We start from the raw sequence: 13,139 nt of genomic DNA, 5'->3' as shown, positions 1-13,139 counted from the left end.
CGCGCATGCAGCTGTTCGACGATCTCGAGGATTTCGGGGCCTTCGACGACGTGGTATCCGGCGACGTCCGGGATCCCTACACCGAGTTGGCCCGGCTGCGGCGCGAGCAACCGGTGCAGCGCATCGACTTCTCGGCCATGCCGCACGAGGAATCCAAGCCCGTCTTCATCGTCTACCGCCATGAAGACGTCGCGCAGCTGCTGCGGGACAACGAGACGTTCTCGTCGGCGATCATCATCGATGCCTTCGGTGACGTGCTGGGCCGCCACGTCATGCTCGGCATGGACGAACCCGAACATGGCCGCCATCGCGCTCTGGTGGCAAAAGCCTTCTCGCAGAAGGCATTGGCTCGCTGGGAGGACGAACTGATCGGCAATGTCGGCAATGAGCTGATCGACCGGTTCGCCGGTCGCGGACACGCCGATCTGGTCAAGGAGTTCACCTTTCCCTATCCGACGCAGATCATCGCCGGTCTGCTGGGTCTGCCACGCGAGGACTATCCGCAGTTTCAGCGCTGGTCGATCTCATTGCTCAGTTTCACCGTCAACCCGGAGCGGGGCCGGGCCGCCTCGCAGGCCCTGCAGGAGTACTTCGCGCCCATCCTCGCCGCGCGGCGGCGCGAACCCCGCGACGATCTGATCAGCGGCCTGGCCCGGGCCGAGATCGACGGGGAGAAGCTCTCCGACGAGGAGATCTTCTCCTTCCTGCGGCTGCTGCTCCCCGCCGGCGTCGAGACCACCTACCGGTCGCTGGGCAACATGCTGTACGGATTGCTGTGCAACCCAGACCAACTCGATGCGGTGCGGGCCGAGCGCGCACTGCTGCCGCAGGCGATCGAGGAGGCGGTGCGCTGGGAACCGCCGCTGCTGACCATCACTCGCATCGCCACCCGTGACACCGAGCTGGGCGCGGTGCCGATTCCGGCCGGCTCCTCGGTGATGCCGATGCTGGGTGCGGCAAACCGGCAGGAGGACCGCTACCCCGATCCGGATCGGTTCGACATCTTCCGCGCGGCCAGGGCGCACATCGGCTTCGGCCACGGCGTGCACGTCTGCCTGGGCATGCATCTGGCCCGGCTGGAGATGCGGGTGGCGCTCAACCTGCTGTTTGACCGGCTGCCGAACCTGCGTCTGGATCCCGCAGGTGACGACCCGCATATCCGCGGCCAGGTTTTCCGGTCGCCCACGTCGCTTCCGGTGCTGTTCGGTCCGACTTTCGCCGGGGTGTCCTGATCGGGCCGATCCCGATCGTCCTCTTGATGACATCCGCGAATTGCCCGGATGATCATCGAGACAAGGAGGACACCATGCCGCAATACGCCGCGCTCACCTACACCAGGGACGTCGACTGGTCAGCCCCCGAGCAGGCCGCCGATATGGCCGACTACATGAAGTTCGGCCAGGACCACGCCGCAGCGATCCGCGGTGGCGCAGCGCTGTATCCGACCGCGACCGCGACGACGGTGCGGGTCACCGGCGCCCGCGGCGGTGACGTCGTCACCAGCGACGGTCCGTACGCCGAAACGAAAGAGGCCCTGACCGGCTTCTATCTCATCGAGGCGGCCGACCTGGACGAGGCGCTGCGGATCGCCGCCGAGATCCCGGCGGCCTGGGACGGCGCCGTCGAGGTGCGTCCCATCATCGATTTCGCTTGACCGCGGAATCGGCGCTCGCCGAGACCGTCCGGATGGAGGGCACCCGCATCCTGGCAACCCTCGTCCGGACGGTCGGCTCGCTGCAGGTCGCCGAGGACGCGGTTCAGGAAGCGGCATTACGCGCGCTGCGGGACTGGCCGCGCAACGGTGTGCCCGACGAACCGCGGGCCTGGCTGACGGTGACCGCGCGCCGGGTGGCGATCGACCTGCTGCGCCGCGAGGGCGCTCGAGCGCAGAAGGAGCGTGCCAGCATGGAGCTCGCGGTCCCCGACCTGCCGCCCGACAGCATGGTGGCCGACGACCGGCTGCGGCTGATCTTCACCTGCTGCCACCCGGCGCTGGGGCTGGAGGCCCAGGTGACCCTGGCGCTGCGCACCTTGTGCGGCCTGTCGCCGGCGCAGATCGCGGCGGTGTTGCTGACCAGCGAGGCGGCCGTCGCCAAGCGCCTGACCCGCACACGCGCCAAGATCGCCCGGGCCGGCATCCCCTATCGGGTGCCGGCCGACGAAGAGCTGCCGGGCCGGGTGGCGGCGGTGTGCGCGGTGCTGCACACGTCCTACACGATTGCCCACACCGCGGCCGGCGGCGACCGGTTGACCGACGTCGACAGCACTCGCGAGGCACTGCGCCTGGCGCGGCTGGTGCACCAGCTGATGCCGGACGAACCGGCGCCGATGGCGGTGCTGGCGCTGCTGCTGCTGACCGAATCCCGGCGTGCCGCACGGCTCGACGACGCCGGCGATCCAGTGCCGCTGTCCGAGCAGGACCGCTCGGCGTGGGACATCGGCATGATCACCGAGGCACTTCGGCTGCTCGACGAATCGCTGCGCCGCACGGGCGCGGTCGCCGATCCCTACCAGCTGCAGGCTGCGATCGCGGCCGAGCATGCTCGGGCCGCGTCGTACCAGACCACCGACTGGGCCGAGATCGTCCGGCTCTACGACCTGCTGCTGTCGGTGTGGCCGAGCGCCCCTGCCGGGCTGGCCCGGGCGGTCGCCGTCGCCGAATCCGACGGGCCCGCAGCGGGTTTAGCGGAGCTGGCGGAACTCGAGCCGGATCAGCGCTGGCATGCCGTCCGCGGTGAACTGCTGGCCCGTCAAGGTAAGTTCGCCGAGGCGGTCGCGGCGACACGGCTTTCGCTGACCGATGCGATCACCATGCCCGAACGCCGATACCGCCAGCGGCGCATCGCCGAATGGTCTGCGGGACGAGAAGTGACATGAAAGTCGACGTGACAAGCGTGATACTGATCGCCCGGCCGCGCGCCGAAGTCTTTGGCTATGCCTGTGACCCGGACAACGCTAAGGCGTGGTACGCCAATATCACAGCAGCGCAATGGAAATCACCGAAGCCGCTAGCCGTCGGCTCGCAGTTTGCTTTTACCGCAAGGTTTCTCGGTCGGACGCTGAGTTACACCTATGAGGTGGTGGACCTGCGGCCGGGCACCAGGTTCGTGATGCGCACCGCGGAAGGACCGTTTCCGATGGAGACGACCTACGTGTGGGAAGACGGCCCGAACGGTACGACCAAGATGACCCTGCGCAATCGCGGTGAGCCGTCAGGGTTTTCCGGGCTTGCGGCACCTGTTTTGGCGAAGGCGATCAAGCGGGCCAACGGTAAGGACCTCGCCCGGCTCAAGGCGGTACTGGAATCGGCGACCTAACCGTCGGGTAGCTGCAGGTTGTCGTGGCGCGCCCAGATATCGGCTCGTTCGCAGCTGCGAGCCGCAAACCCGCCCTGAGGCGCGCTCGAGACCCCAGGATCATCTCGACGACCTGATGCGATGAGTCCTTACTCCACATCGGCAACGGGTCAGGCGGCGCATAGGATTTGGAACAGGCCCCACACTGAAGGTCCGTCGGTGGACTGGCCCGCGATTGACAGAACTGCGCGGCCACATTTTCCTTATGCCGCACAGCAGTCCGGTCAGTGGTGGGTGCTGCGACTTAACCACGGATTTCCGGTGCACGACCTGTACACCTTGTTCGTCGACGGCAGGCCCGTTGCCGACATCACGGCCAAACTCCATGACCGATCCCCATTGGTCGTCAGCGTGGCTGCCCTTAAGCCGTTCGATCAGGCGGCCGCGGAGCCGGTTCTTGATGTCGGTGCGGCCGCGGCGGTGGTCAGGACCGTCTCGCGCTACGCCAACTACGGCAGCGAATACGACGAACCCTGTGGCTGCTGCTCCGACAACTACGACGGCATGGCCCGCATCTAGTCGGGTTGCGCCAGAATGAGATTCACGCGCCGGATATCGCCCGAATCTTCTGAGAAAGATCTGATCACTCCCGAATCTGTCGAAATTGGCCTGCTTGGTTGGCTACGCGTCAAGTTGTGTGCGGCCGGAGTCTGCGGTCTGAGTACGGCCGGGCGCGGTGGCGTTCGAACTGTGATCACTTACGCATTGGCCATCACCGGGCCGCCCTGATACCAAATGATCGGGGTCTGCCCCAGCGCTTGCGCCCTCAATCGACCACGGAGTGCGTTATCTGGTCGTTAGCAACCTCTAGCGTCCTGCAGCCCACACTCTCGAAGGGCCTGGCGTCCAGCGCACCGTTCTTCGCAATTTTTTGCGGTCTCAAAAAGCTAGGAGATCAGCAGCCTTTCGGTGGGTGACTGTGCTCAATCGAGACGAGAACCAAGACGCACCACGGGGTGTCGGCGCTGACGACGATCGAAGCAATCCGCAATGTACGGTGCAACTAGTTCGCTGCTGATTGGCTATTTCGGAGGAGAGCCCGGGACTTCGCCCACGCCAATACGCAATGCACCATCGTGGGGTCAGCTTCGGGAGTCCCGGGCTTTCTTGCCGACGAACACTGACAACCCGCCAATCATCGCTGCTGTGACCAAATAGGTGATGTCAGAGCCGGTAGGCCGGTGCAAACACCAGTCGATGACGGTCATGGCACCCAAAGCGGTCAGCAGTAATGTCAACGTGATCCAGGCTCGCCGTGATCGTGCCGGGGCGGCGATGATCAAACCGACCCCGGCTGCCGCGATAATCAGCGGTAGGTAGCGCATTTGCACTGTTGTGGAAGCGGGTGCGCTTTTCGGGTACCCCTAGCTGACCAAAAGACCTGCAATTCATCCGATCCCACGCGGGCGAGTCTAAATCGAGGCCACCCGGAGGGCTACTCAGACCGCTTCAAGACCGACGAAGGTTAGGACACCACCTCTTGGGGCCAGAGGCAGGGCCCGACCATTCCGAACCGCCAGATCTGAGACGTGCACGGTCAGAACGCCTGATGCCCGGGCGGGGTGGCGTCTTCATCGATACGTACTCGCCGTGTCCGGCCTCTCAGCTTCGAGTCGTTCAGGAAACTGTCGATGAGCCGAACCGGTCCACCGATACAGGTCCAATCGTCGTCCCAGAGGGTGGATATCAGCTAGGATCGATCCGCCGGGAAGATCAGGTCCGGTAGGCGGGTAGACCGTGGTGACCATGAGTCGGCGCCGCGCCAGCTGGCGGCCTGCTCCGGTCCGGCCTTCAGAAGCACATACGGCCAATCTGCATACATGCGCACCCTCGGAGCGTCGGGAAAGACGACGTCGGAGCAGCCGGTATCGAGGTACCCAAGCCACCACGGCTGGGCGGACGACTGCCTGCTGAGCAACGCGACCACGGCCCGCTCGTGCGCGAATTGCTCTTCCGGGGTTTCTGCCAGTACCACGGTGGCGTAGTCGTCGAACACCGGCGGGATCGCCGAGGTGATGCTGAGGCCGATGGACGTGGCTGCGTCAATCCACGCGACGTCCGCAGGCGTGCCGAGCAGCCAGCTCCGGTCGTCTCGGATGACGCGACTCACCGCACTGACCAACACCGATAACGCGCTCGCACCACATCATCATCGCCTCATCGTGGGGGATTTCGCCGGCCACAACGCGGCGACACAAAGACCGATCGCCCCCGGCGTCAAGGCGGCAACCTAGCCTGGAGTCCGACCCCCGCCCCCGCCCGCTGATTACATTGGTTAACAATGTACTCAATATCACGCTGTCAAAGGAGACATAGTCATGGCTGAAGCCGTCATCGTCGAGGCGCTACGTTCACCGATCGGCAAGCGCAACGGCGGGCTGTCCGGGGTGCACCCGGCCGAGCTGTCCGCGCAGGTCCTCAACGGTCTGGTGCACAAGGCCGGCATCCACCCCGAGCTCGTCGACGACGTCATCTGGGGCTGCGTCATGCAGGCCGGCGAGCAGGCCCTCGACATCGCCCGCACCTCGCTGCTGGCCGCCGGCTGGCCCGAGACGGTCCCCGGGGTGACCGTGGATCGCCAGTGCGGGTCAAGCCAGCAGTCGGTGCACTTCGCGGCAGCCGGGGTCGCGGCCGGCCACTACGACGTCGTCGTCGCCGGCGGGGTGGAGTCGATGTCACGCACCCCGATGGGGTCGTCGCTGGCCAACGGCGGGCGGCCCTATCCCAAGTCCTTTCTGGACCGCTACGAAGGCAAGATCCCCAACCAGGGCATTGGTGCGGAGATGATCGCCGAGCGGTGGGGCCTCGACCGCCTCGCGCTCGACGAATTCTCCCTCGGATCGCACGAAAAGGCCGCAGCCGCACAGGATTCCGGTGCCTTCGATGACCAGATCGTCGGCATCAAGGACCAGGACGGCAATACCGTGCTCAAAGACGAAGGCATCCGCCGCGGCACTCCGATGGAGAAGATGGCGTCGCTGAAGCCGGCGTTCAAGGAAGACGGCGTGATCCATGCCGGCAACTCCTCGCAGATCTCCGACGGCTCGGCCGCGCTGCTGTTCATGTCCGCGGAGAAGGCGAAGTCGTTGGGGCGCAAGCCGATCGCCAAGGTGCACACCGTGGCGCTAGCTGGGGCCGACCCGGTGATCATGCTGACCGCGCCCATCCCGGCCACCCAGAAGGTGCTCAAGCGCTCCGGTCTGTCCATCGGCGACATCGGCGCATACGAGGTCAACGAGGCGTTCGCCCCCGTGCCGCTGGCCTGGCTGCGCGACATCGGCGCCGACGAGAAGAAGCTCAACCCCAACGGCGGCGCCATCGCACTCGGCCACCCGCTCGGCGGGTCGGGCGCGCGTCTGATGACCACCCTGCTTTACCACATGCGCGACAAGGGAATTCGTTACGGCCTGCAGACGATGTGCGAGGGCGGCGGTCAGGCCAACGCCACCATCCTGGAGCTGCTGTGACCCAAGCCGATGGCCAGCCGGGGGCGCTGGTCGAGCGCCGCCGCAATGTCATGGTCATCACGATCAACCGGCCCGAGGCCCGCAACGCGGTCAACGGCGCTGTCAGCGGCGCCGTCGGGGATGCCCTGGACGAAGCCCAGCGCGACCCCGACGTGCGGGCGGTGGTGATCACCGGCGCCGGCGACACGTCGTTCTGCGCCGGCGCTGACCTCAAGGCGATCGCCCGCCGGGAGAACATCTACCACCCCGACCACGCGGATTGGGGCTTCGCCGGTTACGTGCACCATTTCATCGACAAGCCCACCATCGCCGCGGTCAACGGCACCGCCCTGGGCGGCGGCACCGAACTGGCGCTGGCCAGCGACCTGGTGGTGGCTCACGAACGGGCCAAGTTCGGGTTGCCGGAGGTCAAGCGCGGGCTGATCGCCGCTGCCGGTGGCGTCTTCCGGATCGTGAACCAGCTGCCCCGCAAATTGGCGATGGAACTGCTGTTGACCGGCGAGCCGATCACCGCGGCCGACGCCTACGACTGGGGCCTGATCAACCAGGTGGTCAGGGAGGGTTCGGTGTTGGACGCCGCGTTGACCCTGGCCGCTCGGGTCACCGTCAACGCGCCGCTGTCGGTGCAGGCCAGCAAGCGCATCGCCTACGGGGTCGACGACGGCGTCATCACCGACGAAGAAGCGGGCTGGCAACGCACCATGCGTGAGATGAGTTCGCTGATCCGATCCGAGGATGCCAAGGAAGGGCCGTTGGCGTTCGCCGAGAAGCGGGAGCCGATCTGGAAGGCGCGTTAGCGCGCCAGGGTGTTAACCGCCCACCGGAAAACCGAGGGCAGCACCGCACCCGCCGGCACGATGGCCCGTCGCACCGGGTAAGGCGTACTGGCCAGCACCAAACCCCGGGTGAGCCACCGGTAGTTGCGGGTAACCCGGTGCCAGGCAGCCTCATACGAGGCGGGTGCGTCGTCGACGATGGCCTGCACGGCCGCGGCCGCCTGCTTGACGGCAAGGCTGATGCCCTCACCGGTCAGGGCGTCTTCGTAGCCGGCCGCGTCGCCCACCAACAGCACCCGCCCGGCGACGCGGCGGGACACCACCTGCCGCAGCGGGCCGCAGCCGCGCGCTCGCCCGGGTTCGGCGTCGCGCAAATGATGGGAAAGCCAGGGAAACCACGAAAGTTCGGGACGTCGACGGGACAGGATCGCCACGCCCACCAGGTCCGGTTCCACCGGCGTCACGTACGCCTCACCCCAGCGCGACCAGTGCACTTCGACGAACTCCGACCACGCCGGCACCCGGTAATGCCGGCGCACCCCGTAGCGCCGTGGGCTACCCGCCGTCGCGGTGATTCCCACCGCCCGCCGCACTCCCGAATGCAATCCATCGGCCGCCACCAGCCACCGCGCGCGCACACCGCCGGCCGTCACACCGTGGGCGTCCTGCGACACACCGGTCACTCGGGTCCGAATCCATTCGGTGTCTTGTTCTTTGGCCCGCGCCGCCAACGCCGCGTGCAACGCGGTGCGCCGCACGCCGCGGCCCGGACCGCTGCGAAACCGCGCCTCGGCGCGGCGATTTTCGCTGACGTAGGCGATGCCGTGAAACGGCATGCCGGCCGGGTCGACGTCGAGCGCGATGAGTTCGGCCAGACCGCCGGGCATCAGCCCCTCGCCGCAGGCCTTGTCGATCGGGCTCTCCCGCGGATCAGCGACGATGACCGAAAGTCCGTGCCTGCGTGCGTGTAACGCCGTGGCCAGACCTCCCGGTCCGCCGCCGACGATCAGCAGGTCGGTGTCGTAGGTCATGAATAGCCCAAAACGGAGTTCTCCACCCGCAGGCGCACCGTCAACAACATGGCGTTGGCCACGGTGAAACTCAGCGCGGTCAGCCATGCGGTGTGCACCATCGGCAGCGCGAACCCTTCGGCCACCACTGCAACATAGTTTGGGTGGTGCATCAGCCGGTAGGGGCCCCGCCGCACCAACGGCTCGTGCGGCAACACGATGACCCTGGTGTTCCAGCGTCGTCCCAGCGACCTGACGCACCACCAGCGCAGGCCCTGACTCAACACCAGCACAGCGACCATCGGCCACCCCAGCCACGGGATGAACGGCCGGTGCAAAGCCCAGGGTTCGACGAGGCAGCCGAGCAGCAGCGCGGTGTGCAGAATGACCATCACCACGTAGTGGGGACGACCAAACTCCTTGCCGCCCTGGGCAAAAGACCAGCGCGCGTTGCGCCTGGCCACGATCAGCTCGGCCAGTCGTTCCACGCCGACGGCCAGGATCAGCAGGTAATACATCGCCTACCAGCCGAGCAGTACGAATTCGGAAGAAAAACCCGGGCCCATGGCGATCATGATCCCAAACGATCCCGGTGGCGGCGGCGGATCGGCCATGGTGGCCCGAAGCACGTCCAGCACCGACACCGACGAGATGTTGCCATTGTCGCGCAATGAGTCTCGGGTGCGATCCAGGGCGTGAACGGGTAGCTCGAGCGCATTCTCGACGGCGTCGATGACCTTGGGCCCGGCCGCGTGCAGCACCCATGTCGACACGTCGGCGGTGGTCAGCCCATGGTCGCCCAGGAAATTGCGGATATCGTCGGCCACGTATTTCTCTACGACGGTCGCCACCTCGACCGACAACACGATCCGGAACCCGTCACTACCGATCTCCCAGCCCAGTACGTCCTCGGTGTCGGGATAGGTGCGGCTGCGGCTGGCCAGTAGCCTGGGCCCGGCCCGCAATCCGGTAGCCAGCTCGGCCCCGGTCGCGATAACCGCGGCGGCGCCGTCACCGAACAGGCTGGACGCGACGAGGTTGGCCACCGAGTGGTCGTCACGCTGAACGGTCAGCGAGCACAGTTCCACCGCCAGCAGCGCTGCGACCTGGTTGGGGAAGCCCCGCAGATAGTCATGCACGCGCGCCACCCCGGCGGCGCCGGCCACGCAGCCCAGTCCGAATAGCGGAATGCGTTTGACGTCCTGGCGCAGCCCCACGCGGGTGGCCAGGCGCGCTTCCAGGGTCGGCACGGCCAGCCCGGTTACCGTGGTCGAAAAGATGACATCGACATCCGCGGGCTTGACCCTGGCGTCATCGAGCGCCGCCAGCAGGGCCTGCTCACCCAGGTCGAGGGCGACGCCTACCCAGGCGTCGTTTGCTTCGGTGAAGCCGCTCAGATGGCCGTAGCGAGACAACGGCAGCGCGGTATGGCGTGTGGTGACCCCGCTGCTGCTGGCGAACCGGCGAAACTCGGGGCCGGCAAAGGTCGTCAGCGCACCGATGGTTTCGTCCTGGCTGTACCGGTGCTGTGGGAATGTCACCGCCACTCCGGCTACCGAAGGACTCGTTGTCGTCGATGTCCGATCGGCCGCCGGTGGCTGCGTACCGAGGCACGCCGGCCTACCCCCTATGAATGTATTCATGTGGGGAGTCACGTCGTCGCCACCGGATCGGTTCAGAGTTCGCGAAATAACCCTGACGCTACGATCCCCGGATGGCCGACCACGAGCCGGGTGACGGGTACCAATCGGGTGAGATCGACGACATGCCCGACGCAGGGGAGCAGGAATCGACCCCGGTGCGGCGGGTTGCCGGTTGGCAACGGGCGTTGCGATGGGCGGCCTGGCTAACCTTGCTGGGCCTGGCGATCGCCAACTCCGACCGCGAATCCTTCGGTCCGCTGGAGTTGTTAGCGCTAGCTGCGGCGATCGGCATCAGCGTCTGGTGCCTGGCCAAGCCGCTGGGAGGGCCACTGGTGGCGATGGACGAAGCGGCCGACGTGCACGGGACTTTTGTTTCCCGGACGAACTGGGGGTTGCTGTTGATCGGTGTGGCCCTCACGCTTGGTGGCATCGGCGCCACCGGCGCCATCGTCTACGACCTGTCCGCAGGTCGCGCGACCGTCCATGACGTGCTGGCCGACATGGGGACCTTTGTTGTGGGCTGGACGTCCGAGGCGCTCAGCGGCTGGTCCTATGACGCCCACCTGGAACGTACCCATGCCTACGCCCTGTTCGTCCTGGTCGTGCCGGGTCTCCTGCTCCTGCGGTGGAATCTCGTTCCGCTCGTCAAACGGGGACACGAGTTCCGGGTGGAACCCGATGCTGTGATTTGGGTCCGCGGCCCGCGCGGGTGGGGCCAGCTGCTCGAATATAACTATGCGTCCGTCACCGCCGATGGAACGACGATCCGGTTCACCCCTTCCGGTGACGCGACACCGGCCGTCATCCTTCCGCAGGCCCGCGTGTTCTGCCGCGAGACCGGTACAAGGTTGCGTAGTCAGGTGAGCGCAGAGCTGTTCCAGCAACGGCTGGCCCGCCACGGCTTCACCATCGAAGTGATCGACGCGAAACGCGGCAGCTTCCGCGGCCGTCGCGGTTTAGGCGCTTGACGACCGTTCCGGTGCCGACGCCGTTGCGCGGCTAGCTTGGATGTCATGCGGATTTTGGTCACCGGCGCCACCGGCTACGTCGGATCGCGTCTCGTAACAGCGCTGCTCGCCGACGGCCACGAAGTCCTGGCCGCCAGCCGGAGCCTGGCCCGGCTGCGACGGTTGGGCTGGTTCGACGACGTGACACCGGTGCTGCTGGACGCCTCCGACCCCGCGTCGGCGCACGCGGCGATGACCGCCGCCGGTCAGGTCGACGTGGTCTATTACCTGGTCCACGGAATCGGTCAGCCCGGCTTCCGCGACAGCGACAACGCCGCGGCCGCCAACGTGGCCGTCGCCGCCCGCGCTGCCGGAGTGCGGCGCATCGTCTACCTGGGCGGCTTCGTGCCCGAGGCCCCGGAAAACGAGGCGTTGTCTCAGCACCTGACCAGCAGGGCCGAAGTGGCCACGGCTCTGGCCGTGCAGGACGGCCCGGAACTGGTATGGCTGGGCGCCGCGATCATCATCGGCGCCGGTTCGACGTCGTTCGAGATGTTGCGCTATGTCGGGGACCGCTTCCCGGTCCTGCCGATGCCGAACTGGATGGACAATCCGATCGACCCGATCTCCGTTCGAGACGTGCTGCATTACCTGGTCGCCGCGGCCGACACCGACCGGGTACCGGCGGGCTCCTACGACATCTGCGGCCCCGACACCACGTCCTACCGGCGGCTGCTCGAGGCATATGCCCGCATGTGCGGCAGATGGCACGCGGCGGTGCCGGTGGGCAGCCGGCTCGACACCGCGACAGCGTCACGCATCACGGCGGCCGCGCTGCCCATTCCGCCGGGCCTGGCCGCAGACCTGGTCGAATCACTGGATCACCCGATGCGGGCCTCGGCCAGCGGCCTGCGAGACTGGGTGCCCGATCCGCCGGGCGGTTTGCTCGGCATCGAGGATGCCCTCGCGCTGGCCCTGGCCGACGGCCCGCATGCGCCGCCGGCTCCGGTCAATGCGCTGGCCGATCCGCATCGCCTCGCCGATACCGACCCCTCCTGGGCCGGTGGTGATGCGTTGCGCATCCGGCGGCTCGCCTGTGCGGTGACACCGCCCGTCGCACGACCCACGCTGCGGCTGCTCAATGTCGTCCCCGGCCCGCTTGCCGGCGCGCTGCGAACTAGTCTGGACATCCTCATCACCCTGACTCCGAAAGTTCTGTTCGTATGAGCCAGTCCACCGCACCCCGCCCCCGGGCGATCCACGACCTTCGCCGCGCGATGACCAATGTCGCAGTGCCGCACCACGAGTCACCCAAGGTGGTGCTGCGCCGGCGCATCGTGGTCGGCGTGGTGCTGCTGATCGGGGCCGCGGTGCTGGGGCTGTCGATGAGTCGCCGGCCCGGGGAGGCGACGTTTCACTGGCTGACCCTGGCTCTGGCCGTGGTATGGGCCGTCGGGGCGCTGGCGTCGGGACCGTTGCATCTCGGCGGCATCTGCTGGCGGGGGCGCAATCAGCGCCCGGTGATCACCGGGACCACGGTGGGGCTGGTCCTTGGTGGCGTGTTTGTCCTGGGCGGTTTGGTCACCCGGGAAATCCCGGCCGTGTCCGACCTGACGGTCCGCGTCCTGCGATTTGCCGAGCACGGATCTGTGCTGGTGGTGCTGATCACCCTGATCAACGGCGTCGCCGAGGAGATGTTCTTCCGCGGCTCGCTCTACACCGCCTTGGGCCGGTTCTATCCGGCACTGCTGTCCACCCTTGTCTACGTTGCCGCCATCATGGCCACCGGCAACCCGATGCTCGGATTCGCCGCGGTCATCCTGGGAACGGTGTGTGCGTGGGAGCGGCGTTTCACCGGCGGTGTGCTGGCACCGGTCCTGACCCATGTCGTATGGGGCCTGATCATGGTGCTCGCGTTGCCGCCGTTGTTCGGCGTCTAG

The 13,139-nt window shown here is 66.9% G+C and carries 15 protein-coding genes; 10 read left to right on the top strand and 5 right to left on the bottom strand.

The window, feature by feature from the left end:
* Positions 1-5: 5 nt before the first annotated feature.
* From B4U45_RS07545 to B4U45_RS07525, 5 genes are all read left to right on the top strand, one after another.
* Positions 6-1,232, top strand: coding sequence for a cytochrome P450 (locus B4U45_RS07545; protein ID WP_075547364.1), 1,227 nt, complete (start codon positions 6-8; stop codon positions 1,230-1,232).
* Between the two features lie 143 nt (positions 1,233-1,375).
* Positions 1,376-1,654, top strand: coding sequence for a YciI family protein (locus tag B4U45_RS07540; protein ID WP_240316683.1), 279 nt, complete (start codon positions 1,376-1,378; stop codon positions 1,652-1,654).
* On the top strand, positions 1,651-2,877 hold the full coding sequence (locus B4U45_RS07535; protein ID WP_205411775.1) for an RNA polymerase sigma factor: 1,227 nt from the start codon (positions 1,651-1,653) through the stop codon (positions 2,875-2,877). The genes B4U45_RS07540 and B4U45_RS07535 overlap by 4 nt, the downstream gene beginning before the upstream one ends.
* On the top strand, positions 2,850-3,317 hold the full coding sequence (locus B4U45_RS07530; RefSeq protein WP_306770980.1) for an SRPBCC family protein: 468 nt from the start codon (positions 2,850-2,852) through the stop codon (positions 3,315-3,317). The genes B4U45_RS07535 and B4U45_RS07530 overlap by 28 nt, the downstream gene beginning before the upstream one ends.
* Positions 3,318-3,617: 300 nt before the next feature.
* Complete coding sequence (locus B4U45_RS07525; RefSeq protein WP_131808297.1) at positions 3,618-3,875, top strand: hypothetical protein; 258 nt, start codon at positions 3,618-3,620, stop codon at positions 3,873-3,875.
* A 563-nt stretch (positions 3,876-4,438) separates the two neighbouring features.
* Here the strand turns inward: B4U45_RS07525 and B4U45_RS07520 are convergent.
* Positions 4,439-4,681 carry a hypothetical protein gene (locus tag B4U45_RS07520; protein ID WP_083154745.1) on the bottom strand — a complete coding sequence of 81 codons (243 nt, stop codon included), beginning with the start codon at positions 4,679-4,681 and terminating at the stop codon, positions 4,439-4,441.
* Positions 4,682-5,046: 365 nt separating this feature from the next.
* Positions 5,047-5,466, bottom strand: coding sequence for a hypothetical protein (locus tag B4U45_RS07515; RefSeq protein ID WP_198929529.1), 420 nt, complete (start codon positions 5,464-5,466; stop codon positions 5,047-5,049).
* A gap of 208 nt (positions 5,467-5,674) precedes the next feature.
* Here B4U45_RS07515 and B4U45_RS07510 point away from each other — a divergent pair, with 208 nt between their 5' ends.
* Together B4U45_RS07510 and B4U45_RS07505 are read left to right on the top strand one after the other, a co-directional pair.
* Positions 5,675-6,823: a thiolase family protein gene (locus tag B4U45_RS07510; protein WP_075547368.1), complete on the top strand. Its 1,149-nt coding sequence runs from the start codon at positions 5,675-5,677 to the stop codon at positions 6,821-6,823.
* Entirely contained in the window at positions 6,820-7,620 is an 801-nt protein-coding gene (locus B4U45_RS07505) for a crotonase/enoyl-CoA hydratase family protein (protein ID WP_075547369.1), read from the top strand. Before B4U45_RS07510 ends, B4U45_RS07505 begins: the two co-directional genes overlap by 4 nt.
* Here B4U45_RS07505 and B4U45_RS07500 read toward each other — a convergent pair.
* Genes B4U45_RS07500 through B4U45_RS07490 form a run of 3 tightly spaced genes read right to left on the bottom strand, consistent with a single transcriptional unit; the run spans position 7,617 to position 10,288 of the window.
* On the bottom strand, positions 7,617-8,630 hold the full coding sequence (locus tag B4U45_RS07500) for an NAD(P)/FAD-dependent oxidoreductase (protein WP_075547370.1): 1,014 nt from the start codon (positions 8,628-8,630) through the stop codon (positions 7,617-7,619). The two genes, B4U45_RS07505 and B4U45_RS07500, sit on opposite strands and share 4 nt — an antisense overlap.
* Complete coding sequence (locus B4U45_RS07495) at positions 8,627-9,127, bottom strand: isoprenylcysteine carboxyl methyltransferase family protein (protein WP_075547371.1); 501 nt, start codon at positions 9,125-9,127, stop codon at positions 8,627-8,629. The genes B4U45_RS07500 and B4U45_RS07495 overlap by 4 nt, the downstream gene beginning before the upstream one ends.
* A gap of 3 nt (positions 9,128-9,130) precedes the next feature.
* Complete coding sequence (locus B4U45_RS07490; RefSeq protein WP_371687255.1) at positions 9,131-10,288, bottom strand: type III polyketide synthase; 1,158 nt, start codon at positions 10,286-10,288, stop codon at positions 9,131-9,133.
* A gap of 35 nt (positions 10,289-10,323) precedes the next feature.
* Between B4U45_RS07490 and B4U45_RS07485 the strand changes: the two genes are divergently transcribed.
* The 3 genes from B4U45_RS07485 to B4U45_RS07475 are packed head-to-tail and all read left to right on the top strand — an operon-like array spanning position 10,324 to position 13,139.
* Positions 10,324-11,220, top strand: a complete 897-nt coding sequence (locus B4U45_RS07485; protein WP_075547373.1) for a hypothetical protein — start codon at positions 10,324-10,326, stop codon at positions 11,218-11,220.
* A gap of 45 nt (positions 11,221-11,265) precedes the next feature.
* Positions 11,266-12,426, top strand: a complete 1,161-nt coding sequence (locus tag B4U45_RS07480; protein WP_075547374.1) for an NAD(P)H-binding protein — start codon at positions 11,266-11,268, stop codon at positions 12,424-12,426.
* The gene (locus B4U45_RS07475) at positions 12,423-13,139 is read left to right on the top strand and encodes a CPBP family intramembrane glutamic endopeptidase (protein WP_075547375.1); all 717 of its coding nucleotides are present in this window, start codon (positions 12,423-12,425) and stop codon (positions 13,137-13,139) included. The genes B4U45_RS07480 and B4U45_RS07475 overlap by 4 nt, the downstream gene beginning before the upstream one ends.

Source organism: Mycobacterium persicum (genome assembly GCF_002086915.1).
Taxonomy (GTDB): domain Bacteria; phylum Actinomycetota; class Actinomycetes; order Mycobacteriales; family Mycobacteriaceae; genus Mycobacterium; species Mycobacterium persicum.
This window is presented reverse-complemented; position numbering and strand designations above follow the sequence as displayed.